The sequence below is a fragment of the Streptomyces carminius genome (assembly GCF_002794255.1).
In the GTDB taxonomy this organism is placed as follows: domain Bacteria; phylum Actinomycetota; class Actinomycetes; order Streptomycetales; family Streptomycetaceae; genus Streptomyces; species Streptomyces carminius.
Map to the genome: position 1 here is coordinate 52,857 of NZ_PGGW01000060.1, position 25,413 is coordinate 78,269.

Annotated in this window: 21 protein-coding genes and 2 pseudogenes; 10 read left to right on the forward strand and 13 right to left on the reverse strand. The window is 69.3% G+C overall.

The features are described 5' to 3' along the window. Positions 1–520: 520 nt before the first annotated feature. The 3 genes from CUT44_RS32815 to CUT44_RS19060 form a co-directional block, all read right to left on the reverse strand. Positions 521–973: a hypothetical protein gene (locus CUT44_RS32815; protein ID WP_146252261.1), complete on the reverse strand. Its 453-nt coding sequence runs from the start codon at positions 971–973 to the stop codon at positions 521–523. An 840-nt stretch (positions 974–1,813) separates the two neighbouring features. Continuing rightward, positions 1,814–2,365, reverse strand: coding sequence for a hypothetical protein (locus CUT44_RS32820; RefSeq protein ID WP_146252262.1), 552 nt, complete (start codon positions 2,363–2,365; stop codon positions 1,814–1,816). Between the two features lie 58 nt (positions 2,366–2,423). Continuing rightward, a complete protein-coding gene (locus CUT44_RS19060; protein WP_233221495.1) occupies positions 2,424–7,034 on the reverse strand; it encodes an RHS repeat-associated core domain-containing protein in 4,611 nt (1,536 codons plus the stop codon). A 452-nt stretch (positions 7,035–7,486) separates the two neighbouring features. Here CUT44_RS19060 and CUT44_RS19065 point away from each other — a divergent pair, with 452 nt between their 5' ends. Continuing rightward, positions 7,487–7,750 carry a hypothetical protein gene (locus CUT44_RS19065; protein ID WP_100203105.1) on the forward strand — a complete coding sequence of 88 codons (264 nt, stop codon included), beginning with the start codon at positions 7,487–7,489 and terminating at the stop codon, positions 7,748–7,750. 193 nt (positions 7,751–7,943) lie between these two features. Here CUT44_RS19065 and CUT44_RS19070 read toward each other — a convergent pair whose 3' ends face one another. Further along, the gene (locus CUT44_RS19070) at positions 7,944–8,369 is read right to left on the reverse strand and encodes a hypothetical protein (RefSeq protein ID WP_100203106.1); all 426 of its coding nucleotides are present in this window, start codon (positions 8,367–8,369) and stop codon (positions 7,944–7,946) included. A 158-nt stretch (positions 8,370–8,527) separates the two neighbouring features. Here CUT44_RS19070 and CUT44_RS19075 point away from each other — a divergent pair, with 158 nt between their 5' ends. Further along, the gene (locus CUT44_RS19075) at positions 8,528–9,547 is read left to right on the forward strand and encodes a hypothetical protein (protein WP_100203107.1); all 1,020 of its coding nucleotides are present in this window, start codon (positions 8,528–8,530) and stop codon (positions 9,545–9,547) included. Between the two features lie 106 nt (positions 9,548–9,653). Then, positions 9,654–10,239 (forward strand): annotated as a pseudogene (locus CUT44_RS34105) (IS3 family transposase); the annotation flags it as partial. Positions 10,240–10,571: 332 nt separating this feature from the next. Here CUT44_RS34105 and CUT44_RS34895 read toward each other — a convergent pair. Beyond that, positions 10,572–10,885, reverse strand: a pseudogene (locus tag CUT44_RS34895) (hypothetical protein); the annotation flags it as partial. A gap of 301 nt (positions 10,886–11,186) precedes the next feature. On the opposite strand from CUT44_RS34895, the gene CUT44_RS19100 reads away from it, so the two are divergent. Beyond that, positions 11,187–12,053, forward strand: a complete 867-nt coding sequence (locus tag CUT44_RS19100) for an SDR family oxidoreductase (RefSeq protein WP_100203111.1) — start codon at positions 11,187–11,189, stop codon at positions 12,051–12,053. Positions 12,054–12,171: 118 nt separating this feature from the next. On the opposite strand, the gene CUT44_RS19105 is transcribed toward CUT44_RS19100, so the two are convergent. Both CUT44_RS19105 and CUT44_RS19110 read right to left on the reverse strand, forming a co-directional pair. After that, positions 12,172–13,446, reverse strand: a complete 1,275-nt coding sequence (locus tag CUT44_RS19105; RefSeq protein WP_199185763.1) for an ATP-binding protein — start codon at positions 13,444–13,446, stop codon at positions 12,172–12,174. Between the two features lie 406 nt (positions 13,447–13,852). Further along, complete coding sequence (locus CUT44_RS19110) at positions 13,853–14,341, reverse strand: ATP-binding protein (RefSeq protein ID WP_100203112.1); 489 nt, start codon at positions 14,339–14,341, stop codon at positions 13,853–13,855. Positions 14,342–14,678: 337 nt separating this feature from the next. Between CUT44_RS19110 and CUT44_RS19115 the strand changes: the two genes are divergently transcribed. From CUT44_RS19115 to CUT44_RS19125, 4 genes are read left to right on the forward strand one after another with little or no spacing between them, the layout of a single operon-like run. Beyond that, complete coding sequence (locus tag CUT44_RS19115) at positions 14,679–15,530, forward strand: helix-turn-helix domain-containing protein (RefSeq protein ID WP_100203113.1); 852 nt, start codon at positions 14,679–14,681, stop codon at positions 15,528–15,530. Positions 15,531–15,544: 14 nt separating this feature from the next. After that, positions 15,545–15,772 (forward strand): DUF397 domain-containing protein, encoded by a 228-nt coding sequence (locus CUT44_RS19120; protein ID WP_100203411.1) that lies wholly within the window; start codon positions 15,545–15,547, stop codon positions 15,770–15,772. Positions 15,773–15,802: 30 nt separating this feature from the next. Beyond that, positions 15,803–15,952, forward strand: a complete 150-nt coding sequence (locus CUT44_RS33180) for a hypothetical protein (protein ID WP_158239635.1) — start codon at positions 15,803–15,805, stop codon at positions 15,950–15,952. A gap of 11 nt (positions 15,953–15,963) precedes the next feature. Continuing rightward, the gene (locus CUT44_RS19125) at positions 15,964–16,161 is read left to right on the forward strand and encodes a DUF397 domain-containing protein (RefSeq protein WP_100203114.1); all 198 of its coding nucleotides are present in this window, start codon (positions 15,964–15,966) and stop codon (positions 16,159–16,161) included. Between the two features lie 63 nt (positions 16,162–16,224). Here the strand turns inward: CUT44_RS19125 and mnmA are convergent, their stop codons facing one another. Continuing rightward, positions 16,225–17,385: a tRNA 2-thiouridine(34) synthase MnmA gene (mnmA, locus tag CUT44_RS19130; RefSeq protein WP_100203115.1), complete on the reverse strand. Its 1,161-nt coding sequence runs from the start codon at positions 17,383–17,385 to the stop codon at positions 16,225–16,227. Positions 17,386–17,510: 125 nt separating this feature from the next. On the opposite strand from mnmA, the gene CUT44_RS19135 reads away from it, so the two are divergent. Both CUT44_RS19135 and CUT44_RS19140 read left to right on the forward strand, forming a co-directional pair. After that, positions 17,511–18,272 carry an N-acetylmuramoyl-L-alanine amidase gene (locus tag CUT44_RS19135; protein WP_100203116.1) on the forward strand — a complete coding sequence of 254 codons (762 nt, stop codon included), beginning with the start codon at positions 17,511–17,513 and terminating at the stop codon, positions 18,270–18,272. A 101-nt stretch (positions 18,273–18,373) separates the two neighbouring features. Continuing rightward, positions 18,374–18,802: a hypothetical protein gene (locus CUT44_RS19140; RefSeq protein ID WP_146252263.1), complete on the forward strand. Its 429-nt coding sequence runs from the start codon at positions 18,374–18,376 to the stop codon at positions 18,800–18,802. A 36-nt stretch (positions 18,803–18,838) separates the two neighbouring features. On the opposite strand, the gene CUT44_RS19145 is transcribed toward CUT44_RS19140, so the two are convergent. From CUT44_RS19145 to CUT44_RS19165, 5 genes are all read right to left on the reverse strand, one after another. Beyond that, on the reverse strand, positions 18,839–21,139 hold the full coding sequence (locus CUT44_RS19145) for an ATP-binding cassette domain-containing protein (protein ID WP_100203118.1): 2,301 nt from the start codon (positions 21,137–21,139) through the stop codon (positions 18,839–18,841). A gap of 191 nt (positions 21,140–21,330) precedes the next feature. Continuing rightward, positions 21,331–22,500, reverse strand: coding sequence for a cysteine desulfurase family protein (locus CUT44_RS19150; RefSeq protein WP_100203119.1), 1,170 nt, complete (start codon positions 22,498–22,500; stop codon positions 21,331–21,333). A gap of 174 nt (positions 22,501–22,674) precedes the next feature. After that, positions 22,675–23,163 (reverse strand): Dps family protein, encoded by a 489-nt coding sequence (locus tag CUT44_RS19155; protein ID WP_100203120.1) that lies wholly within the window; start codon positions 23,161–23,163, stop codon positions 22,675–22,677. A gap of 587 nt (positions 23,164–23,750) precedes the next feature. Further along, positions 23,751–24,584 carry a thioesterase family protein gene (locus CUT44_RS19160; protein WP_100203121.1) on the reverse strand — a complete coding sequence of 278 codons (834 nt, stop codon included), beginning with the start codon at positions 24,582–24,584 and terminating at the stop codon, positions 23,751–23,753. Positions 24,585–24,641: 57 nt separating this feature from the next. Next, on the reverse strand, positions 24,642–25,310 hold the full coding sequence (locus tag CUT44_RS19165) for a trimeric intracellular cation channel family protein (RefSeq protein WP_100203122.1): 669 nt from the start codon (positions 25,308–25,310) through the stop codon (positions 24,642–24,644). Positions 25,311–25,413 lie beyond the last annotated feature (103 nt).

Here is a 25,413-nt window from a genome sequence, read left to right on the forward strand (position 1 = left end):
ACACAACTCCTTCCAGCGACTCACCTGCACCAATCATTCAAGCCCCCAGGCCCATAAAAAATGACCGGCACTCTGACATAGAGCAGAGAGCTCACGGCCCCTCACGCAGAGAACTCACGACCATTCAACCATGCCCACCAGGTGAACATTTCGGAACGACCCACCAAAATCAGGAAGCACGGGCAAGAAAATCGAAATGCTCACTCTTGCAAAAAGTTCAGAAATTCAACAAGGGTGCCAGTGGAGCCGAAGACGAACATGAGAAAGCCGAATATTCGAATCGTCCGGGGAGCGAGGACCACCAGTCAAACTTTTCGCACTTTCCTCCAGCCTGAAGTACAGAAAGCCTGACACCCCTCTAAAGTCAACCGCAAGGACCAGGCCAAGAATCGCCAACACAAAAGGAAATAAAAATAGGTAAAGTGACTCACCAGTCAACTCTCCACCCCCTCGAAGTCGTGGCGGCTGCTGCGCAGGCTGCGCTGTCCGCGCCACCGACCTGATCAAAGCCTCCTCACCCTCAAGGCGAAAAGGGCTTGGACGCTGTAAGCTCAGAGAAAAAACTCACCTGATCTTGATCGCTTGAGTTCGCCTCCCTGAAGGAGCCGGCGGGCCACACTACGTTGGCGCCGATCCATGGCACGACGACTTCTCCATCGCGTAGATTTCCCATCAGCAGAGACTCACCGACAGGTCTCGGGAGGTCACGGAAGTACTGGCGCACCGGTCCATAAGAAAGCCTCAGACAACCCATCGGGCCCGCGTCTTCTCCCTCTTCATCTTCGCCCGGAAAGAAAACAAGCCATGGGGAAGATGACGTATGACTGTGCAACAGCACATACCGGACGCGCACCCCGGATTTCCGCCTGGCGGCTCTTGCCAAGCGGAAGGCGCGCCGAGAACCATTCGCGGCGAAGACCGCAGCAGAAAACGTCAGCAGAGGCAAGAGGAAGATCCAGATGGGAACGTCCACCTGGGGATGCTGCACTCTTGTGAGTAAAGCCGCTCCGTTCAAGGCGAGCACTCCTGTGAGGACCGGGAGGTGCCCTGCACGCCGAAGACCACGTACACGCCACCACACGACCTTGCGGACGTCCGCCTCCGGCTGCATCGTCCCCTCTGTGATTCCCCGCCCTTCAGCCTGCTGTACCGCGGCCCGGGCCATCGCCCCATAACTCAGCCCTGCGGAATCACCTTCCACTCCCGTCCTCGCTCCTCATCTCCGACCAGCGCTCGGTGGCATCTTGATCGTGCGTATCACCAGGTCGGCATCAGCCTCTCCGAGAAGGAACCGGATCTGATCCCCCGACTCCAAGTTCCATACCAGCGTTACGAGACCAGTACGCCAACTCGGGTCACAGTGAAGACTTTCAGCTTGGGGTATTTCCAGTACACCGCTTTTGACGCTCGAGAAGGAGATGCTTCCGTCTTGCCCGAGGAGAAACTTCCCGTAGACGAAGCGAGACTTTCCCACGCCCTTTTCCCAGGAGATCCTGCAAGGTGCCTTCACATGCCCCGACTGGACGATCTCCAGACTTCGACCTAGGGCGCGTCGATTCACTACCTTTCGAGCCACCGCACCCGCCACAAGGCCAGTCATCAAAAAAACAACTATTTCTAGACCGCCCATAAGGGTTCACTTTCCAAGTTTCAACACAGTCAGACTTTCTGGGACTTCAAAGCTGAGAGGGCGGAGGTATTTGCGGACTCAGCGCGTGGTGACGCAGTCACCCTATTCCGCCTTGCGGCGCAGGGCGGAATAGGGTGACAACAGTCGCTCGCCTCACGCCACACTCAACACCTCCCAGCAATTTCAATTATTACTTCCGAGAGCCATCCAGAGCGCGCCTGCGCCTGAGATGACGGCACACAGGATGAGACACAAGTCAGCGCTTGTACACCGTGTCCAACGGACCTGCAAAGCGGCACGGCCATCACTCACCGGGTTATCTGAACGAAGCCAACTATCGATTCTTTGAGCTGCTTCACTGCTTGTATCTTTAAAGCGGTCAACGAGGGATCCTCCAAACGCAAAGACAGGGATGTTTTGGTCGTCACCTATCTGCACTTGCAGTGTTCCGTCATCGCTGACTGAGGCGCCCCGAATTATCGTCATCGGAACGATAGTGGTACGCAGAGGATTGACCACAATGAGCTTACTACCGAGCAGTATTACTTTGCAATTTGCGACTCGACTGACAACTCCCACAAACGCAAAGAATACCGGCACTCCCTGCCATCCGGTTTGGAACCCGTTCACTGAGGTGACGTTAACCACGGCCGCGAGCATCCCGACCCCGGATCCCAGGATAACAAGTCCAGAAAAAATCAGCCATGATTTTCTCCTCAATACAATCGGGTCCATCTCGCCTCCCTTTCCCTCAGAAACCAAAGGAACCAACTCGCCTACCCTACATTCGCACTTAGCACGCACCTGCCGTGCTCCCTGGGCTCGCAGCACCTACGCCACAGAAGGTCATGGAGAGACCGGTGTTGAGGCTTACATTGGCATAGGTAGCGCCAACATCGACCACCTTGCGGTATCCGTAGATGGTGACGTTATCGGCTTGGTACACGGTCTTCACACGTGTGCGTCTCACAATAGCCGCTCCTCGCCATCCCCCTACCAAAGTCTTTGCGACGTACCCTCCACCGAGAGTCCAGGCCAGGCTCTTGCCAGATGCGGACCAATTCCAGCTTCCTGTTGTCAATCCGTCGCCGAAAAAAGTCGTTGCTACAACGGCCGCACCCGCTACTGTGCACACCCCTGCCGAGGCCACCAAACAAACACCGAAACCCACTCCGGGTAGGACTCTATTTTTCCAGCCTTCCCATGTACCGAAGGTTTCCTTAGTATTTTCCCAGGCGTTGCCGGCAGCGCCTTTCATGTCGCCGCGCTTGAGTTTGTCCCAGAAGCCTTCGTCCCGCTCGTTCTTTTTGCGCTGCGCTTCTGCGGCCTTGCGTTCGCGTTTGATCCGGTTCTGCTGCTCTATGTAGGCGGACCGGGCTGCCTGCTCAAGGCTGGGGGTGGTGACGCCGCTGCCCTTGGTGTAGGTGTGGCGGTAGCTCGTGTTCTTCTGGATGGTGTAGTTCGGTGAGATGGTGCCGCCGCGGGCTCTGGTCTCCCGCTCGTAGTTCTTGCCGAACTCGACCTTCTGGAGGTCGCCGGTGCCGCCGCGGCCGTTGGTGCAGCTGTACTGGCCGCTGACGCACTCCTCGTACGCCTCGCCGGTGGGGTCGGCGAAGGTGACGGGGTTGTTGTTGCCGTAGATGTAGGGATTGTGCTGGGACAGGTCCTCCGGAAGCAGGAGGGGGTCGACCGACAGGAAGCGTCCCAGCTGCGGGTCGTACTCGCGAGCACCGAGGTGGGTGGTGCCCGTCGGGTCGGTCGTGCCGGACAGGAAGCCGCGGTCACCGGGCCAGGCGCCGGAGGAGGCACGCGGGCCGCCGAACGGCAGTTGCTTGCGGCGGGTGACCGCCTGGCCGGCGCCCCAGGCGACGGCGATGAGCGCGGTGCCCTGGTGGTCGGGGAAGAGGAAGGTGATGGCGCCGTCACCGGTGCGCACCGCCACGTTCTGCCCGGCGTGGCTGTAGTAGCGGGTGCCGGTGACCTTGTCGCCCGTGGCCTTGAGTTCGTTGCCGCCCGGCAGGTACGCGGTGATCGAGCCGTCGGCGTCGCGGGCCATCAGCCGCTCCCCGTCGGAGTCGTACAGGTACGAGGTGGTCTTCCCGTCCTCGGTGACGGTGGCCAGCCGGCCCTCCGCGTCCCAGTCCAATGCCTGGTCGCGGGCGCCGCCGGTGCGGCTGCTGGTATTGCCCGCCTCGTCGTAGGAGAAGGTCTCCCGCTGTCCGTCGGCGGGACCACCGGTGGTGGTCACCGACCGCAGGGCGTGCGGGGCGTCCTGGCCCGGCTCGCCGTAGGTGTAGGTACGGGTGATGTCCTCACCTCCGGAGGTGACCGCGTGGCGGACCTCCTCGGTGCGGTTGCCCGTCACATCGTGGCTGTAAGTGTGCCAGTAGGCGTCGGGGCCGCCCACGGTGGAGGCCGACGGTCCTGCCGAGCAGTCGTCATCGCCCTTGCCGGTGGTCCAGGCGTCGGTGAGGCGCCGCAGGGCGTCCGTGGTGAAGCACTGGTTGTCGGTGGATTTCTGGGCGTCCTGCCCCGAGGTGGCGGAGACGCGGGTGATGTTGCCCGCGTCGTCGTAGGTGTAGCGGGTTTCCTCGATCCGCAGCGCCACGTCACCGTCGAGGGTGTGCCGGGTCAGGGCACCGGTGTGCGCGTCCCAGTCCTGGGTCTGGTAGACCCTTTGCCCGAAGATGCCGTACTCGGTGCGGATCGGCCGGGAGAGCACGTCGTAGCTGACGTTGTTGACCAGGGTCTGGCGTCCGGCGACGGTGCGGGTGGGGAGGTCGTCCGCGTCGTAGACGGTGGTGACGCGTTCACTCGGCAGGCCGCCGATCGCTGGGTGGCTGGTCGACTGCTGCGTGCCGGTGTACTGGTTGTACGTGTAGGACCACCGGTAGGAGCCGGCCAGCGCACCGGTGGCGGCGGGCAGGGTGGTGGTGGAGGAGGTCGGCTGGTAGCGGTTGTTGTAGCCGCCGATCTCCGTGGTGTACGCCTGTCCGTCGATATAGCGGGTGTCAGCGGTGGGGTGCCCCTTGGCGAGGGTGTCGTACGTCCACTCCGCGCGCAGCTCGTCGCCCTGCTTGAGCTCTTTCCTGCGGCCGAGCGCGTCGTAGACGGTGGTGAGTGTCGTCCCACGGGCGTCGGTGGTCCGCACCGGCCGGTCCAGGTCGTCGTAGGCCGTGGTGGTCAGGCCCTTGTCGGGGTCGTCGGCCCGGACCTCGCGGCCGCGCGCGTCGAAGGCCCAGGTCCAGGTGTTGCCGCCCGCGTCGGTCAGTTTCGCCAGGTTGCCGTGCTTGTCGTAGGCGTAGGTGGCCTTGATGTACCGGGTGCGGTCCTTGTCGGTGTAGGACAGCCGTTCCGTCACCTGGCCGAGTGCGTTGGTCACCGTGGTCCGGGCGGTGCCGCCCTCGGGCGGGACCATGGTGGTGCGGTCACCGGTGTAGGCCGTGGTGGTCCGTTTGGTCTCGTTCCCGAACTCCAGCGAGAGCACGGCGGTTGGGCGTCCGGCGCCGTCGAAGCGGTTCTCGGTGGCGGCCGGGACCTGGCTCTCGTCCCCGGTCACCAGGGTGGTGGACGGCGCGCCCTTGGCGTGGTAGGGGCTGTACGCCTTCCCCACCCGGCCGAGGGTGTCGTACAACTGCTCGGTGACGACTCTGCCGTTTTTGACGCCGGCGGCCGGGGACTGCGTCTCCCGCTCACGCAGCAGTCCGTCGTAGAAGGCGTAGGAGGTGGCGTACGAGCCGTCGCCGCGCAGGGTCCTGGTGGTGACGACGGCCGCCTCGGTCCTGCTGACACGGTAGGTGAACTCCGCGACCGGCATGTTCTCGTGATCGGCCTTGGACCAGCCCGGCTCCCATGCCCTGGTCAGCCGGCCCAGGGCGTCGTAGGCCAGATCGGTGCGTTTGCCGTTGGCGTCGACGACCGCGGTGGTCACTCCCCGCCGCGGGTCGGTGTGGGTGGTCTCGGTGTGGCCCAGCGCGTTGGTGGCCGCCGTCTTGCTCGGTGCCTGGCCGGTGGCCGGGGTGTAGGCGACGCGGGTCGTCTCCCCGGCGGCGTCGATGGAGGTGACCTGGCGCCCGTACTGGTCGTAGGTCGCCTTGTTCACGGTGACGTGGCCGGTGCCGGCGCCGTCGTTCTCGTCCGTGCGGGTGAGGTCGCCCTTGGTCGGGGCGGCGCCCAGCCCTGTTGCGCCGTCGTAGTAGTGGCGCTCGGTGGAGACCAGGTCCCCGGGCAGGTCGGGGGTGGCGGTGCAGGAGACCGCCACGGTCCTGGCCTCTGCCACGGGAGTGAGGATGTTCTTCCCGGTGTTCCGGGCGTAGGAGGTGGTGACGCACTGCTCGTCGCCGCTCTTCGCGGTGTCGCCGCTGTCGGAGGCGGAAGCGACCATGCCCAGGGAGTCGAAGGTGCGGGTGACCTCGGTGCGGCGCATCGTTCCGCCGCTGACGGCCGTGCGGGTCGCCTCCTTCCGCACGCCGGTGTGCCGTGCTTCCAGGGCGGGCAGGCCGCTGCGGGACTGGGAGGCCGTCGCCGCCGAGCGCCAGGGGGTGTGGCTGGTGGCCGACACCAGTGCGCCGCCGACACCGTTGTAGGTGGCCGTCTCCCGGGTCATGCCGGCGAACGCCCTGCGGTCGGTGACCTCGGTGCCCTCGGAGTCGGCGACCTGGGCGCCGTCGATGCCGCGGAAGTAGCGGGTCTCGGTCAGTGTCCGGCTGTCGTCGGTCGTACCGCCGATCACCTGTACCCGGCCGTATCCCCTGCGGTCGTCGTAGGTGCGGTGCTCGGGCTTGGTGAACTCGTCCTCGCTCTTGGTCCAGCCCAGACCGCCGAGGTACTTGTAGGCGGTCTGCACGGCCGGTGCTCCACCGGTGTTGTCGACCTCATGCATCTGGGTGACCACATAGGAGTGGAACCAGTCCTCGTACGGCTCGTAGTCCGGGGCGGGGACGTCCGGCGGGGACCAGATCACCGGGTAGCAGCGTCCGGTGTTGGACTCGGGCTTCGGCAGGGACCCGGCCGTGCAGCCGGGGTCCGAGTAGGTGATGCCGATGGTGCCGCCGGTCTCGGTGTCGATGGCGTGGACGCGGTAACGGTTGTACGCCGGGATCGCGTCGACGGCTCCCGAGACGCGGTTGGGCATCTGCACACCCCGGAAGGTCACCGGGGGAAGGGTGACCGGCGTGTCACCGGTGTGCTCGGTGCGGGTTATCGACTTCAGCCACAGCGGCGGGGCGTTGCCGTCTCCGGTGGAGGGGAAGGAGTGCTCCAGCTTCCAGGAGTCGACCTTTTGGTAGGCACCGTCCACCAGCGCGGAGGTGGTGACCCCGGTCAGGCGCTTGCGTGTCCAGTACGAGGGCGAGGCGTTGCCTTCGCAGGTGGCGCCGGACTTGCAGTACTGGTCGAACGGCACGTCCGGCCACTTGCCGGCGTTGGCCTGGGTGAACTTGTCGGCGGCGCAGTCGAAGGCATCGGTCTTCAGGCAGCGCTCGGAGACGGTGAAGTCGACCTTGGCCGCGGCCTTGCCGGTGAAGATCGCGTCCGAGCGCAGTCCGTATTCGGCCCTGGTACTGGTGGGCTCTCGTATTCAACTGTCGCGAGTTCGCCGGGGACTCCAACCGGCTCGTGACGACGCGTGATCGCGAACGGCGTCCGGTTTCAGAGCCGGTTGGTCTCCTTCACCGACCACTGCCAGGACCGTCGAGCAGCGGACAGGGTGCCCGCAGCGCCCCACCCTACGGCCGCACCATCGGCGGCGGAGGCTCCCGCACCCGGTGACGTACGTCCGTGAACGCCCCACCCACGACGTGTCGCCCTGCGATCATTGATCCATCTTTGAGTGAGCGACACGAATTGAGGAGCACCATGGCGTGGGCCTACGCGGAACTGGCCAAGGAAGCAGCCAAGCGCGGCGGTCCCACCGCGCTGCGCGCCTTCTACACCAGGCGGGGCATCATCATCGGCGGCGCCATCACCAGCGCCTCCATCGCGGGGACCGTCGCCTACGACAAGTGGAGCAAACGCCGCACCGCTGCCACTGCCGAAACGGCGTCCGACGCTACAACGGAAACTCCGCCCGCTGGCGACACCCGGAGCGGGCAACCTGCCGATAGCTCCCGTACGGACTGACTCCTGCAGTGAGCGAACAGCTACCCAGCGGCGGCATCGGAACGGAAACCGGCGCTAACGCCGAATTCGCTGCCCGCGCGGTCGTCGCGTGCTGGGACCTGATCACCCAGGAGCGGGTGGGCAAGGCGGTGGTCGACGTCGCCGAGGAGAAGCGACAAGCCGGTCAAGGTCCGTGCCGACCGGCGGCGTGGCATCACCGACGACGGCATGGTGCAGCTGGTGACCATCCGCAGCCGGCAGGCGTCCGTGCCGCGTTCCCGCGACCTGACCACGAGGGACCTGGTCCGGCCACGGGTCCCTGCACGAGCGCCGCCGAACGGCTGTCACGGGACACCGGACGGGCGTCTGTCTCCGGGTACCCGAACCCCCTGAACCCGCCGCCGAGGTAGCCGCCGATCACGATGACCGACGCCGCAGCGCCGATAGCGTATGCGAGCCGTTCGCCCTTGGACGCCTGGACGGGGGACCCCGGCGCCGGGGCCGTCCACCGGTAGACGAGCCAGGCGAGCACCAGCGCGACGGCGACGACGAATGCGGTGAACAGGTCGAACGTCACAGCGGGCATGGGCGCCGTGTCCTGGGAGGCGGCCGCCGAGGTGACGCCGTCGATGCCGAACATGAGGGACCTCCGGTGAGTTGGGATCGTCACGATGGAGGGCGCGGGGGTTAGCCCCGCAAGTCCTCGTCCTCGTGGAGAGCCCATCGGACCGCAAGCGCCGGATGGCGGGTAGGCAGAAAAGTGGACCCCCGCCCCGTGAGGACGCCTAGCCTCGGGGCGTGAGCCGTAACAACAAGCCACCCCTCGCGTTCCGGCCCGTACGGCAGGCCCTGGACGCTGCTGGCTACGGTCCGGACGTCTACAAGGACAGGACGTTTCGTCGGGACTACGAAGTCGGCTTCATTCCGAAGCTGACCGCGGACGCCACGGCTGAAGAGATCGATAACGCAGTGCTGGCCGCCGAACTCTGCGCTGGGGCCCGTACTGTCGGCCAGCTGTGCCCGGGGGTGAAAGGGAGGCTGCTGGCGATGAACCCGGATCCCGGCGCCACTCGCAACCTCCGCACCGCACTGCGGAAGGGAGTCGAGAACCTCCTGAAGCGACCTGAGATCGGACCGCCGCCTCCTAGAATCAACGTCTACTCCCAGAAGGCCATCGAGGCGCTGCTTCCGCTTTCACCCAAGCCGGTGCTGGGGATGATCGTCCGCCTCGCCCAGATTCGCGGGATCAGCCAGGATCAGATCAACGTCTTCCTGGAGGACGTGCCGAAAGCCACCGGGGGGAAGCGCGCCTGGAGAACCGGTCTGCGCGAGGCGTTTGGGGTCATGTGTGCCGAGATGGGGCAGCCCCTCAGCGCGCTGAGCCAGAAGGCCCTGGAAGAGGCATTCCTCTCCGCCAACCCTCGGGCGAGACGCCTGTGCGAGCTGATGGAGGAGCAGGGCTACAGGCCGGGACCCACGCGCGGCGACGGCATGGTCAGCCTGATCGACATGGTCAGCACGGCCAACCTCACCGACACTGACCGCGCGTTGCGGCTGCTCGATGAAAGCAGCGACGTTGTCTTACGGGGCAGCGTGTTGCGGGTAGGGCAGGCACGACGCACGGGGCACTTCCCGCACGAGGACCACCACATGCAACGGTGTCGGGTGGCGGCCGACTGGGACGCGCTCATCACGTGCCAGATCCTCGACCCGCGCACCTCGGCGTGGTGGAAAGCCGCCTACGGGGACTTCCGCCCCCTCCTCGGCATCGCTACGGAGGTCATGGCCGAAGTGGCCCGTGGCGCACGGGAGGAGTGAGAGGCGGGCGGTCAGTCCGGCCCGCGGTCCGACGAGGCGGCCTTGGTGCGTGAGGCGGTGCGCGATCTGCTCGGCGAGGTGTCCGCGCCCTCCTTCCCGGGCGCCCACTACGCCCACAACGCGGTCGCCGCGCTCGCCGGACCTGGTCAACCGCCGCTTCACCGCCGAGCGGCCCAACCAGCTGTGGCTGGCGGATCTGACCTACATCCGCACCTGGTCGGGGTGGGTCTACGTGGCGTTCGTCCTGGACGCGTACTCACGCCGGATCGTGGGCTGGCAGGCCGCCACGCACCTACCGCACGGACCTGCCGCTGGACGCGCTGGAGATAGCGCTGTGGCGGCAGAGGATCAAGAAGGACGCCGGGCTCATCCACCACAGCGACAGAGGGTCGCAGTACGTGTCCATTCGCTATACGGAACGTCTCGCGGAGGTCGGGGCTTCCGCGTCGGTGGGTTCCGTCGCGGACAGTTATGACAACGCGATGGCCGAGGCCCTGAACGGCACGTTCAAAGCCGAACTGATCGAGCATCAGGGGCCATGGCGGGACTTCGACCAGGTCGAGCGGGCCGTCTTCCAGTGGGTCGCGTGGTACAACAGTGAACGCCTCCACTCCGCCCTCGGCTACGTACCACCCGACGAGTACGGACAGGCGCACCGGGCGCAACTGGACGAAGTCCCACAGACCGCTTGATCACACGATCGCGGACTCTACGAAACTCGGGGCAGCTCAGTCCCTAGCTACTCCCTCCTGATCCCACCCTTGTCCGGGAACGGGTCCAGGGCCAGCGTCGGGGTGACACAGACCTGTGACTTTCAACGGCTTCTGACGTAGTTACTCGGCAGTACACGGTGTTCCTGTCTGTCAATGTCTGAACGGTCGGACGGGCCACCGGGCGGGTCGGTGAGTACTTCCAGGAAGCCGTCTGCATGCAGACGGCTGCGCGATCGGCTCAGCCCGTGACGCCTGTGGCGCATGTGGTCCGCAGGGCTGTAGACAGTTTCGCGGCTGATGCCGAACTCCTTCGCGGCCCGCATGGCGACCTCCGCGGAGTCCTCGTCCTCCGGCACGAGCGAGACCACCAGCGCCGCCGCGCTCATGGCGCGACCTCCTCCACCGCCCGCCACAGCGCCGCCGTGTCCAGGTCGGCACCGTGGGTCTCGACCAGCTCCAGCTCCTCGAACAGCACCTTCGCCGCCCGCACGAGCGTGCGCGACGCCTTCTCCAGCTGCGGCAACGTCGAGAGTCGTTCCTTAGTCGTTCCTTGTCCGTGGCCCGCTTCGCTGTGCTGATCAGCCGGGTGGCCATCAGCACCTGCGAACAGGTCCAGCGCCTCGTCTTGAAGGGCCCCGAAGATCTCGGCCAGGGCTGTCGGCAGTTCGAAGCACTGTGGGCAGTCGGTGCGGCTTTGCCCTCCTGCCGAGCCTCACGGTTCCTCGTCCCAATCCGATTCTTCGGCCGGACGCGGTCTCCGCATGGACGAGACGGCGGCACAGGCGAGGGAAGACGTCTGTGCCGCCGCCTGCTCCCGGGAAGGAAATGTTCCGGGGGAGAGACCTGTTGCCGGGGGAGGACATGGTCGGCCGGGTGGCGTGGTACCCGGCCGCCGCAAGCACTCTCCCCCGGCAAGGAAGCACACCATGATCGTCGTCACCGGAGCCGCCGGACAGCTCGGCCGTCTCACCGTCGAGGCCCTTCTGGAGCTCGGGGTGCCCGCGTCCGAAGTCGTCGCCGCCGTCCGCTCGCCCGAGAAGGCCGCCGACCTCGCCGGGAGGGGCGTGCAGGTCCGGGAGGCCGACTACGACCGGCCCGGGACGCTGGCCGCCGCGTTCGAGGGCGCGCGGCGGGTACTGCTGGTCTCCGGCAGCGAGGTCGGCCGCCGCGTCCCGCAGCACCGGGCCGTCGTCGACGCCGCGAAGGCCGCCGGGGCGGAGCTGCTGGCGTACACCAGCGTCCTGCACGCCGACACCACCACCGTCCCGGTCGCGCCCGAGCACCGGGAGACCGAGGAGTACCTGCGCGGTTCCGGCCTGCCCCACTGCCTGCTGCGCAACGGCTGGTACACCGAGAACTACGAGCAGGCGGCCCGCCAGGGCCTGGAGGCCGGGGTGATCGCCGGGGCCGCCGGGGACGGCCGGATCGCGTCGGCCTCCCGCGCCGACTACGCCGAGGCGGCCGCCGCCGTCCTGGCCGCCGAGGACGCCTCCGCCCACGCGGGTGCCGTGTACGAGCTGTCCGGTGACACCGCCTGGACGATGGCCGACTTCGCCGCCACGCTCACCGACCTCACCGGCACCGAGGTCGTCTACCGCGACCTGTCCGCCGACGGGTACGTCAAGGCGCTCACCGGCGCCGGGCTGCCCGAGGGGACGGCCCACTTCCTCGCCGACACCGACGCCTCCATCGCCACCGGGCACCTGGCCGACACCCCCGGCGACCTCTCCCGTCTCATCGGCCGCCCCACCACCCCGCTGCGCGACGTCCTGGCTCCCGTGGTCAGGAGCTGACCTGCCCACCGGGAAACGGTCACTTGACAGCTACCGCTTTCCGGGAGGCAGGCCGGGCAGGACCCTCTCGGTCCTGCCCGCTCCCGGACTCCCTCGGCGTGCAAGGCACGAATGCCGCTCATGTCCAGAGCGTGCTGAGGGGAAGCACGTGGATTCGTTCATCGATCGTGTACGCGCGATTTCCGAGGTTCAGCAGGACTCCACCGGTGTAGGCATCGCCGAGCTTGTCACGCAACATCCGCAACCCGCGCAAGTCCTGTTGCGTCACCCGCGACGACGCCTTCACCTCGACACCGGCCGTCCGGCCGTCGTAGGACTCCACGACCAGATCGACCTCTATCTGGTCGTGGGTGCGGAAATGTCCGGTGATGACCGGCTCTTCGAGCCAACTCACCTGCCGTAGCACCTCGTTGACTGCAAAAGTCTCCAGCACGTGCCCGAACTCGGTGAGTACAGCGGGCTGCCGGCCGGCGAGTCGCCGTGTGGTGAGTCCGAGGAGATGACTCGCCAGACCGGAGTCGACCAGATGGACCTTGGGCATACCGGCAACCCTGCTGCCAAGAGTCCGACCCCATGCGGGCAGTCGGTGCACGAGAAAGACAGCCTCGAGGAGGGCGAGGTAGTCACCGGTCACGGACGGCTCCAGAAGAGCCTGCTCAGCGGCTTTCCTGTTGTTGAGCACCTGACCTGTCTGTGCAGCCAGCACACGCAGCAGCCTGGGGAGGGCGTCACGCTGCCGCACCTGACGGATCTCCAGCACGTCGCGGTTGATCACCAAGGACACGTAGTCCCGGAACCAGCGGGAGCGAGCAGTGGCGGAACGCCGCACCGCGAGCGGGAATCCCCCCGCCAGCACCCGTTGCTCATAGCCTTCACGGGTCTCCGGAGTCCGGACTTTGCCGATGAGAGCCGCAGGGTCGTCAAGCAGGTGCTCGCAGAAGGTCTCCCGCGTCCCCTCCAGTTCTCCCTGGGAAAGAGGCCACACGTCAACCACGTGAACGCGTCCGGTGAGCGACTGGGCCACCCTCGGAAGAGCGGTGTACCGCGTCGAGCCGGTGAGGACGAACCGGCCCGTACGCAGATCTCTGTTGAGCTCCGCCTTCACCGCGTCGAGGAGCTCGGGAACCTTCTGGAACTCGTCCACGAGTACCGGCGCGGGGCCACCCGCAAAGAGTGCCGGATCAGCAGCTACCGCTTCGCGAGTAGCCAGATCGTCGAGGTCGAGCACCGTACGGTCCGCACGCGCCGCGATCCCGGCGAGGAGAGTCGACTTGCCCACGGTCCTGGCTCCGTTGAGCACGAGGACGGGTTCCTCCCCGAGCAACGTCTGCAGGGCGCCCTCCAGCCTTCGCGCAACGGCATGCTCTCCTCCTTCTTTCTGTCCCACAGCCACGCTCCCCCTCCTGTCGAGCTACGTTTCGAGGCATGTTTTTACTACACTTCGAGGGTACTTTTTACTACACTTCGAGGGATTATTTTGCTGCACTTCGAGGCCATGACAGGTAGCGCGCCGAGGCCGGTGCTATAGCGACACATCCACCGTGACCTGCAGGGATCCACGCAGATCCCCTTGCGGTACGTGTCAATCAAGGGTGCTCTGGGCCACTCACGCGAGTGATACCAGAGGGACTCGACGGCGCGAGTTGTCAGCAATCGGCGGCAGCTTTACAGCGGCGGTCCGCCACGGCGGTCGCCGCCGGGCCGGCCACGTGGGTGCCGCCGGTCCGGCGGCACGCCGCGCGCCGGAGACGGGTACGGAGCGCCTTGTCTCCGGTGAGTGGCGGATGGGGCCGCCTCCCTCAGCAGGTGACTGCGGGGACGGGGACGGGCGGGGGAACGTCCCAGTTCAGCTCGAACCAGACGGCCTTGCCCCGCAGTCCGCAGGTCCCCCGGGGACCGCCGGGGACCGGGCCGCCGCCCCACCGGTCGGCGAGTACGTCCAGGATCAACAGGCCGCGTCCGCCCTCCCCGTCGGGCGGCGGTGGCGGCGAGACGGGTGAGGGGATCTTCGGGTCGGCGTCCCACACGCTGACCCGCAGGACGGGGTGGAGCCACTGGAGCCGCACGGCGGCGGTGTGCCCGGTGTGGCGGACGGAGTTGGTGGCCAGCTCGGAGGTCAGCAGCTCAGCTCGGGGCGTGAGGTCGCGCAGCCCGTGCGCGGCCAGGACGGTGCGTAGGGTGACTCTGGCGATCCCCGGGCCGCGCGGGTCGCGGGGGAAGCGGAGCTCGTACTCCCAGGGGTGGTCGAACGGGATGGGTGCGGGGGCGGGAATCGGCAGTGCGGTCACGGCTCCTCCGGGTGTGTGAGTACGGGCGCGCCCTGTGCGGGCGGTGATGTGTGACGGGCAGCCGCACGTGGAAGGTGGGCACGCGGTTCGACTGCGGCCCGTCGATGCCGCGCTGTCGGCGGTGGCCTGCCGTTTCGCCCTCCCGGGTGTGGGCGAACGGTGCGCTTCCGCTGCGCGCTCGGCGGCATGGCGCGGCTGCGCGGGAATCACCATAGGACCGCCGACATAACCCGTACTACCAAAGTCACCGGTACGAGTTAATTAATCAGGATTTGCTGGGCCATCGTCTCCGAACACCGACAGACTGCGCGAGGCACGAGAAGCAAGGGGACGAGCCATGGCACCGCAGAAGTCACCGACCGTCCGTCAGCGCAGGTTCGGCACCGAGTTGAGGCGCATGCGTGAAGCGGTCGGCATGTCCGCGCCTTCGGCGGCCGGCCTGCTGGGTACGAACCGGACGGTGATCTCCAATATCGAAGCCGGACGCTTCGGGATCAGCGAGCAGCGCCTGCGCCGTCTGGCCAGCATCTACGAGTGCACCGACAGCGCACTCGTGGACGCCCTGGCCGAGATGACCGGAGGCCGGAAAGTCCACTGGTGGGAGGAGTACCGGGGAAAGATCCCGCCGGACTTCCTCGACGTGTCGGAGATCGAGCATTACGCGGTACGACTGCGCACGGTGCAGACCACACACCTGCCCGGCCTGTTCCACACGGAGGAGCACGCGAGGGCGATCATCGATCTCTTCGTACCGCCTCTGCCGCGCCTTGAAGTGGAACTGCGTGTGGCACATCGCCTCGCGCGGCAGACCGTGGTCACCGGCGACAGGGCGATCCCGTACACGGGCGTCATCCACGAGGCTGCGCTGAGGATGCAGTTCGGTGGCAGGAAGGTGGCCCGCGCGCAGCTCAACCGCCTGCTGGAGGACGGTGAACGGGACAACGTCACCTTCCTCGTGATCCCGTTCGACGCCGGCGGGTTCACGATGGCCGGTGACTCCGTCCTCTACGCCGAAGCACCGAGCTCACAACTTGATACCGTGCACATGGACTCGCACACCGGCGCGGTGTTCATCGACTCGCCGACTCAACTGGCCAACTTCCGCAAGCGGTTGGACATGGTCGAGAAGACGGCGCTGGATCCCGAGACATCGAGGGACTTCATCAAGTCGATCACCAAAGACCTGTGAGAGAGGCGATCTCCATGTCAGAGCTCGTATGGGTCAAGTCTTCCTTCTCCGAAGCCGGTGGCAACAACTGCGTCGAGATAGCCGTCGACGGCGAGAACACAGCGATCCGGGACAGCACCGCACCGGAGCAGGTCGTCACCACCAGCAGCACCGCCTTCCGCACCTTCGTCTCCGAGGTGAAAACCCGGACCGGCGCACACAGTGCGGGTGGCTTCCCGAGTGCCGGTCAGTTGCCCCTGTAAGCGGAAGGCCTGGTTCCCCAACTGGACACCGTGCACATCGACACGGTGCACGGCCCGGCCTTCGTCGACTCCCCGACACCGCCCGCCAACTACCGGACCGTGCTGGGCATGATGGAGGGGTTCGTGCTTCCTCCGGAGAAGTCCCGCGACTTCATGTGGTCCATCGCGCGTGAGATGTGAGAGGAACGGACGTGCCCGAGCTTGCCTGGCAGAAGTCCTCGTACTGCGGAAACGGTGGCAACAACTGCGTCGAGACAGCCGTCGACGGCGAGAACACAGCGATCCGGGACAGCACCGCGCCGGGGGTACGCATCACCGTCGGTCGCGCGGCTTTCGGCTCCTTCATGACGTTCATGAAAGCCGGAGACCCCGACCGCCTGCCGGACTGACGGCGTTCCCTGGGGAAAGCGCCCGTCCCCGGCCCCGCTCTCCTGCGAGAGGAGGCCGCGGTCTCAGCCGACGGCCGCCGCGCCGCGGCGCTCGGTGGCGGCGATCGTCGCCGAGCCGACCACGCGGGTGCCGTCGTAGAGGACGACCGCCTGGCCCGGGGCCACGCCGCGCACCGGCTCGGTGAAGGACACCCGCAGCTCGGCGCCGTCCGGGCCGTCCACCAGCTCCGCCGTCACCGGTGTCTCGGCGCCGTGGGCACGGAGCTGGGCGGTGTACGTGCCCGGCCCGGTGGGCGGGGTGCCGCACCAGCGGGGGCTGATCGCCGTCAGGGCGACCACGTCCAGGGCGGCGGCGGGACCGACCGTGACGGTGTTGTCCACCGGGGAGATGTCCAGCACGTAGCGGGGCTTCCCGTCGGGGGCGGGGTGGCCGATGCGCAGGCCCTTGCGCTGGCCGACGGTGAAGCCGTAGGCGCCGGAGTGGGTGCCGAGCCGGTTGCCGTCCTCGTCGACGATGTCGCCCTCGGCGGTGCCCAGGTGCTTCGCGAGAAAGCCCTGGGTGTCGCCGTCGGCGATGAAGCAGATGTCGTGGCTGTCGGGCTTCTTCGCCACCGCCAGGCCGCGGCGCTCGGCCTCGGCGCGGATCTCCTCCTTGGTGGTGCGGGTGTCGCCCAGCGGGAACAGGGCGTGGGCGAGCTGCCGCTCGTCCAGCACGCCGAGCACGTAGCTCTGGTCCTTGGCCGCGTCGGCGGCGCGGTGCAGCTCGCGGGTGCCGTCCTCGCGGGCGACGACGGTGGCGTAGTGGCCGGTGCACACCGCGTCGAAGCCCAGCGCCAGCGCCTTGTCCAGCAGCGCCGCGAACTTGATCTTCTCGTTGCAGCGCAGGCAGGGGTTGGGGGTGCGGCCGGCCTCGTACTCGGCGACGAAGTCGTCCACCACGTCGCGGCGGAAGCGCTCGGCCAGGTCCCACACGTAGAAGGGGATGCCGATGACGTCGGCGGCGCGGCGGGCGTCGCGGGAGTCCTCGACGGTGCAGCAGCCCCGGGCGCCGGTGCGGAAGGACTGCGGGTTGGCGGACAGGGCGAGGTGGACGCCGGTGACGTCGTGCCCCGCCTCGACCGCGCGGGCGGCGGCGACGGCGGAGTCGACGCCGCCGGACATGGCGGCGAGGACGCGGAGGCGGCGGGGTGCGGCGGGCTGCGGCGCGTGCGGCGTGTCGGTCATAGCGCTCCCCAGGGTACGGCGCCGCCGGCGCCGGGGCGGGGCCGGATACCGGGTGGGCACGGGTCCGGGTGCGGTCCGGGGCGCCGTCCGGAACCACGGGGGCGGGTCCGGGCGTTGTTCGAGCCATGTACGAGAACCAGGTTCCCGGGCCCCGGGCGGGCGGCGGGGACGGTCAGCAGGCGGGCGACCGGCAGCCGGAGGCTCCGCGCCCGAACGGCCACCGGGCCGGCCGGGGGCGCCGTCCCGCCGTCAGCCGCCGCGCCCTGCTGATCGGCGGTACGGCGGCCGGGCTGGGCGCGGCCGGGCTGGCCGGCCGTGAGCGGCTGGCCCGGATGTGGTGGCAGGTGCCGGGGGTGAACCGGCCGCGCACCGAGGGTGAGGTGGACCACCCGGGCGCGGAGTGGATAGCGGCCTCCGGGGCGAACTGGCGGATGGCCGACCGGCCCTACGACTTCACCGTCGACCGGGTGGTGATCCATCTCATCCAGGGCGACTACGCCACCGCCGTGAAGGTCTTCCGGGATCCGGCGCACCGCGCCGCCACCCACTACGTGGTGCGGACCTCCGACGGGCACGTGGCGCAGATGGTGCGGGAGCTGGACGTGGCGTACCACGCGGGCAACCGGGCGTACAACGAGCGCAGCATCGGCATCGAGCACGAGGGCCGGGTGGAGAACCCCGGCTCCGTCACCGACGCCACCTACCGGGCGTCGGCCGCGCTGACCGCCGGGATATGCGACCGGTACGGCTTCCCCCGGGACCGCGAGCACATCGTCGGCCACGTCGAGGTGCCCGGCACCGACCACACCGACCCCGGCCCGCACTGGGACTGGGACCGCTACCTGGAGCTGGTCCGGGCCGTGCCGCCGGTGAAGCCGGAGCACTGAGCGCGGCCTGCGTCCGGGCCCTGCCCGAAGAGGCAGGGCGCCGGGCAGGGGCGGTCGCGGTGCGCCCGGCCGGGGAGCGGGCGGCGGCCATACTGGCCCGCATGGCGGATGACGGGTACGACGAGGAGATCGCCGTCCTGCGGGCGGCGCGCGACACCCTGGCCGGCTTCGACGCCGAGGGCGCCGGCGCCATCAGACGGGCCGGGGAGCTCGACGCCGTCCGGGAGGAGCTGCGGTTGTGCGCCGCGCGGCTGTCCGGGGACCCGGAGCTGAAGGACGTCCTGGACCGGCTGCTCCTGACCGACAGGGCGCTGGCCTCGGCGCAGAAGGCGGGGCGCCGCCACCGGCGCATGCCTCTGACCCGCCCGCTGAGCCACATGCGCTTCGCGTTCTCGCTCGGCTCCTCCCAGGGAGGGGTGGTGTGGGTGCTGTCGAAGCTGACCGGTGAGCCGCTGCCCGAGTCGGGCTGTCCGGTGAAGCCCGCCCCGGAGGCGGCGCGGGACCGGGCACCGGACCCGTCCCGGGACTGAGCCGCCCGCCCCCCGCGCCCCGCCTCCAGCCGTGCCTCAGCCGCGCCCGGCGTGTCCGACGTACTCGCGCAGATGCCGCGCGGTCAGGGTGTCGCCCCGGTCGACCAGCTCCGCCGGGGTGCCGGTGAAGACGATCCGCCCGCCGTCGTGGCCGGCGCCCGGGCCGAGGTCGATCAGCCAGTCGGCGTGCGCCATCACGGCCTGGTGGTGCTCGATGACGATCACCGTGTTGCCGTCGTCCACCAGCCGGTCCAGCAGGGCCAGCAACTGGTCGACGTCGGCCAGGTGCAGTCCGGTGGTCGGCTCGTCCAGCACGTAGGTGGTGCCCTTCCCGGCCATGTGGACGGCCAGTTTCAGCCGCTGCCGCTCGCCGCCGGAGAGGGTATTCAGCGGCTGGCCCAGGCGCAGGTACTCCAGGCCGACGTCCACGAGCCGCCCGAGGATGGTGTGCGCCTGGCCGGTGGGGAAGAACGTGTGGGCCTCGGCCACCGACATCCCCAGCACCTCGCCGATGTTCTTCCCGCGCAGGGTGTAGGAGAGCACCTCGTCGGTGAAGCGGCGGCCCTCGCACTGCTCGCACACCGAGGCCACCCCGGCCATCATGGCGAGGTCGGTGTAGACCAGCCCGATGCCGTTGCAGCCCGGGCAGGCGCCCTCGGAGTTGGCGCTGAACAGCGCGGCCCGCACCCCGTTGGCCTTGGCGAAGGCGGTACGGATCGGGTTCAGCAGCCCGGTGTAGGTGGCCGGGTTGCTGCGGCGCGAGCCGCGGATCGGGGACTGGTCGGCGACGACGACACCCTCCCGGCCGGGCAGCGAGCCGTGGATCAGCGAGCTCTTGCCGGAGCCGGCGACGCCGGTGACCACCGTCAGCACGCCCAGCGGGACGTCCACGGAGACGTTCTTGAGGTTGTGCGTGTCGGCGTCCTTGACCGTCAGGTGTCCGCGCGGGGCGCGCACGCTCTCCCGCAGGCCCACCCGGTGTTCCAGGTAGCGGCCGGTCAGGGTGCCGGAGGCGCGCAGTCCGGGCACGTCGCCGCTGTAGCAGACCTCTCCCCCGGCCTCGCCGGCGCCCGGCCCGAGGTCGACGACGTGGTCGGCGATCTCGACGACCTCGGGCTTGTGCTCGACCACCAGGACGGTGTTGCCCTTGTCGCGCAGCCGCAGCAGCAGGTCGTTCATCCGGCGGATGTCGTGCGGGTGGAGCCCGGTGGTGGGCTCGTCGAAGACGTAGGTGACGTCGGTCAGGCTGGAGCCCAGGTGCCGGACCATCTTCACCCGCTGGGCCTCGCCGCCCGACAGGCTGGCGGAGGTGCGGTCCAGGCTGAGGTAGCCCAGGCCCGTCTCGACCATGGAGTCCAGCAGCTGCCGCAGGCCCGCCAGCAGGGGCGCCACGGAGGGGTCCTCGATGCCGTGGACGAACTCGGCCAGATCGCTGATCTGCATCGCCGAGCACTCGGCGATGTTGCGCCCGCCGATCCGCGAGGAGAGCGCGGCGGGGTTGAGCCGGGTGCCGCCGCAGGCGCGGCAGTCGGCGAAGACCACGGCCCGGTCCACGAAGGCCCGGATGTGGGACTGCATCGAGTCCCGGTCCTTGGCGAGATAGGTGCGCCGGATCTTGGGGATCAGCCCCTCGTAGGTGAGGGTGCTCTTGTCCACCTTGATCTTGGTGGCGGGCTTGTGGAGGAGGTCCTCCCACTGGGCGGGGGTGAAGTCCCGCAGCGGGATGTCGGGATCGAAGAGGCCGGAGCCGGTGATGACCTGCCAGTACCAGGCGCCCACCCCGTATCCGGGCGCGGTGATCGCCCCGTCGTTCAGGGAGAGGTTCCGGTCCAGGAGCTGGTCGAGGTCCATGTCGGAGACCTGGCCCAGCCCCTCGCACTCGGGGCACATGCCCTCGGCGCTGTTGAAGCTGAAGGCGGTGGAGGGACCGATGTGCGGGGTGCCGAGCCGGCTGAAGACGATCCGCAGCATCGTGTGGGCGTCGGTGGCGGTGCCGACCGTGGAGCGGGAGTTGGCGCCCATCCGTTCCTGGTCGACGACGATGGCGGCGCTCAGGTTGTGCAGGCCATCGACGTCGGGGCGGGCGGGGCTGGCCATGAAGGACTGGATGAAGGCGGTGTACGTCTCGTTGATCAGGCGCTGGGACTCGGCGGCGACGGTGCCGAAGACGAGTGAGGACTTGCCCGATCCGGAGACGCCGGTGAAGACCGTCAGACGGCGCTTGGGGATGTCGAGGGAGACGTTCTTGAGGTTGTTCTCCCGGGCGCCGCGGACCTGGATGGTGTCGTGGCGGTCGGCGGCGTGCGCCGGTGCGGGGACGGCGGGTTCGGTGGTCATACGGCTCCCCCTGCGGTGGGTCACGGCGCGGTCGGCTCCGCGCCAAAGAACTGCGTACAACGTACTCGCGATCGGGGGATGAGGGGATTGGTTTTCGGCCACGGCAAGTGGGGGTACGGCGGGGCACGGGACGGGCGGCCCCGCGCGTACGGGGGCGGGACTCGCGGTGGCCGGGCCGGCCCGGGGCCGGGTCAGCTCAGCCCGGCGCCGCGGGCCCGCTCCACCGCCGGGCCTATGGCCGTCGCCAGCGCGTCCACGTCCGCCTTGGTGGAGGTGTGGCCCAGCGAGAAGCGCAGGGTCCCGCGGGCCAGGTCCGGGTCGGTGCCGGTGGCCAGCAGGACATGGCTGGGCTGGGCGATGCCTGCGGTGCAGGCCGAGCCCGTGGAGCACTCGATGCCCCGGGCGTCCAGCAGGAGCAGCAGCGAGTCGCCCTCGCAGCCGGGGAAGGCGAAGTGCGCGTTGGCGGGCAGCCGTCCGGCCGGATCCGGGTCGCCGCCCAGGACGGCGTCCGGCACGGCCTCGGTCACGGCCGCGACCAGGACGTCCCGCAGGGCGCCGATCTCCCGCGCGAACTCCTCGCGCCGCTCGGCCGCCAGCCGCGCGGCGACCGCGAAGGCGGCGGTGGCGGGGACGTCCAGGGTGCCGGAGCGCACGTCGCGCTCCTGGCCGCCGCCGTGCAGCAGCGGCACGGGCGACCACTGACGGCCCAGCAGCAGCGCCCCGATGCCGTACGGGCCGCCGATCTTGTGGCCGCTGACCGTCATCGCGGCCAGCCCGGAAGCGGCGAAGTCCACCGAGAGCTGGCCGACGGCCTGGACCGCGTCCGCGTGCAGCGGGACGCCGAACTCAGCCGCCGCGGCGGCGAGTTCGGCGACCGGCTGGACGGTGCCGATCTCGTTGTTGGCCCACATCACGGTGGCCAGCGCCACGTCCCCGGGGCGCCGCGCGACCGCCTCGCGCAGCGCCTCGGGATGCACCCGCCCGTGTCCGTCGACCGGCAGCCACTCCACGGTGGCGCCCTCGTGGTCGGCGAGCCAGTGGACGGCGTCCAGCACCGCGTGGTGCTCGACGGGGCTGGCCAGTACGCGCGTGCGCGCCGGATCGGCGGCGCGCCGAGCCCAGTACAGGCCCTTGACGGCGAGGTTGTCGGCCTCGGTGCCGCCGGAGGTGAGGACGACCTCGCTCGGCCGGGCCCCCAGCGCGGCGGCGAGCGTCTCGCGGGCCTCCTCGACGGTGCGCCGGGCCCGCCGCCCCGCCGCGTGGAGTGAGGAGGCGTTGCCGGTGAGGCCGAGCTGGGCGGTCATCGCCTGCACCGCCTCCGGGAGCATGGGAGTGGTGGCGGCGTGGTCGAGGTAGGCCATGGTTCCCTGATTCTACGAGCCACCCGGGAGCGCACGAGAGCGAGGACCGGCCAGGTGGGCCGGTCCTCGCCCCCCGGAGAACCGGGCCGGGGTGCTGTCCGCCCGGTACCGGGCGGACAGCACCCCGGCCGCGCTTCCGGATCCTGTCCGGATCTCGTCCGGGACCCGTCCGGATCAGCCGCGGTGACCGTCGACCTTGTTCTCGGCCTGGAACATCCAGTGGTGCTTCTCGAGTTCGGCGATCATCTCGATGAAGATGTCCTGGGTGACCGGGTCCGGCTCCTCGGTGACCACCATGCGCTCGCGCATGCGGTTCACCACCGCGGCCAGGGCGCCGACCATGACGTCGACGGCCTTGTCGTCCTTGTGCCAGCCGCTGTCCACCCCGGTGATGCCGGTGCCCGAGGCCACCGTGGCGGCGCGTCCGTCGGGTGCCATGCCCAGGGCCGCGGCGCGCTCGGCGATGGTGTCGGTGTAGCTGCGGGCGGTCGCCACGACCTCGTCGAGCTGGAGGTGAATGGAGCGGAACCGCGGCCCGATCACCGTCCAGTGCACCTGCTTGGCCACCAGCGACAGGTCCACCAGGTCGACCAGCGCACCCTGCAGTGCCTCGCCGACGATCTTGAGGTCCTGTTCGGGCAGTGTGCTCTTCACGGTGTACATCCGTTGACCACCTTCGCTTCCTTGCGGGGTTTTCACGGTGTTTGGTTGGCTTTGGTCCCTTTCCAGGCTACCCGTGGGGTGCCCGGTCACGCGCGCCCGCGTCCGGGTGGTTCCGAGCTCACGGCGCACCCGCGTCCCGGATGGCGCCCGAGGAGGAGCCGGAGCTGCGGACGGCACCGGGCCGCCGCGGCCGGTACGGCCCGACGGCACTGGCGGGGACGTCGCCGGCGACGTCGTACGCGTGCCCGCCCACGCCCGGTGCATGCGGCAACGACCCCGGCGCCGGTCCGGTCCGCCCGGTGAACCCGTGCCGGGTCGCCGGCGGCGGGCGACCCGGTACGGGTGGGGTGGGGCTACCGGCGCCGCAGTGGGACGCCGCCGGTCCGGCAGAGCCCGAGCCCGGTTCCCGGGGAGCACGGTACGGCGGCGCTTCCTCGCCTCCCGCAGAACCGTGCCGCTCCCGTCCGCGGGCGCGAGGTGGCGGCGCGGCGGTCGGCCTCCGACCGCCGAACGGTCGGCGCACCCGGCGGCGGATAGCGAGGCGCCGCCCGCCCCGGCACCGGGGCGGGCGGCGTGAATCCAGGCCCTCAGGCCAGGGCGGCGCGGGCGAGCTGGCGGGACTGGGCGACCAGGCGGTCCCGGCTGTCCCAGACCTCGGCGTCCTCCTCCAGGAAGCCGCCGGACAGGTTGCGGGTGGTGATCGACACCCGCACCGGGCCGGGGGCCGGGCGGTGGCGGACGTGGACGGTCAGCTCCACGGTGGGCACCCAGCCCGACAGGCCCAGCTCGAAGGCGGTGGGCGGCAGGGCGTCCACGGCCAGCAGCAGGGAGAGCGGGTCGTGGTCGCGGCCGTCGGCCAGCCCGAACCAGCCGCGCATCTCGCCGCGCCCGCTGGGCGCGCCCACCGCCCAGCCGACGGTGGCCGGGTCCAGCCGCAGGTCCACCTGGTGGGTGATCGGCGGGATCGCCGCCGGGTCCATGCCGTCCCGCGCCCCGAGGCAGCGCTCGTACGGCGGGATCGGCGGCGGCTCGGCGCTGGTGCGCACGTCGCCGGGGAGCGCGGCCAGGTCGCCGTAGCTCGCCAGGACGCGGATGCGCTCGACCTCCCGCCCGTCCTCGCCGGTCTGGACGAGGGAGGCGGTGCCGGTGGACAGGGTGCGGCCGGTGCGCACGGCGCTGGTGCGCACGGCGGCCGGGCCGGGCAGGGAGGCGGTGAGGTAGTGCGCGGTGATGGTGAAGGGGTCGGGGTGCGGCAGCGCGTCGCCGAGGGCCCGGCCGAGCAGGGCGAGGAGGTAGCCGCCGTTGACGGCGTGTCCGATGGTCCAGTCGGCGGAGAGGTCGGCGTCGTAGACGCCCTCCCCGCGCGGGGTGATGGCCGTGTCGCGGTCGAACGCGCTGATGCCGGTGGTTGCCTCGGTCATGGGAGTACACCGTACAGGCTGTTGTTACTGGCCGGTAGCCAGGGGGTGGCCACCGCGTCACACCCCGGGTACGTCCGGCCCGGCGTTCCGGCCGCGCGGCTGCCACGCCCTGGGAGCACGCCAGTTGTACCGCAGCGCCAGCAGCCGCAGCACGAAGGCGAGGGTGGCCGACAGCCCGCTGGTCACCGGGGTGAGCTGCCCGGTGTGGATCAGCAGTGCCACCGCCGTCGCGCCGACGAGCGCCGGGACGGCGTAGACCTCGCGGTCCCGGCGCAGCAGCGAGGGCACCTCGTTGGCCAGCATGTCCCGCAGCACCCCGCCGCCGGCCGCGGTGGCCAGGCCCATCGCCACCGCGGCCGCCGGGCCGAGCCCGTGGGCGTGCGCCTTGACGGTGCCGGTGACGCAGAACAGGCCCAGACCCGCCGCGTCGAAGACCATCACCGCCCGGTTGATCCGCTCCACCTGCGGGTGGAGGAAGAACACCAGCACCGTGGCGGCCAGCGGGGTCAGCAGATAGCCCAGGTCGGTGACGGCCGCCGGGGGCACGGCGCCGATCACCAGGTCCCGGAGCAGTCCGCCGCCCAGTCCGGTGGCCTCGGCGAGCACCGCCATGCCGACGATGTCCAGGTCCTTGCGGACGGCCAGCAGCGCGCCGGAGACCGCGAAGACGAAGATTCCGGCCAGGTCCAGCCAGTGCTGGACGGAGGAGGGGTCGAACAGGTTCACCCCCCGGTTGTAACAGGGGCGGGGCACAAGGCCGCACCGCCCCTCCCCCGTCGGCCGGGGGAGAGGCGGTGCGGTCCGGTGCGATGCGGCGCTGCGCGGCGCG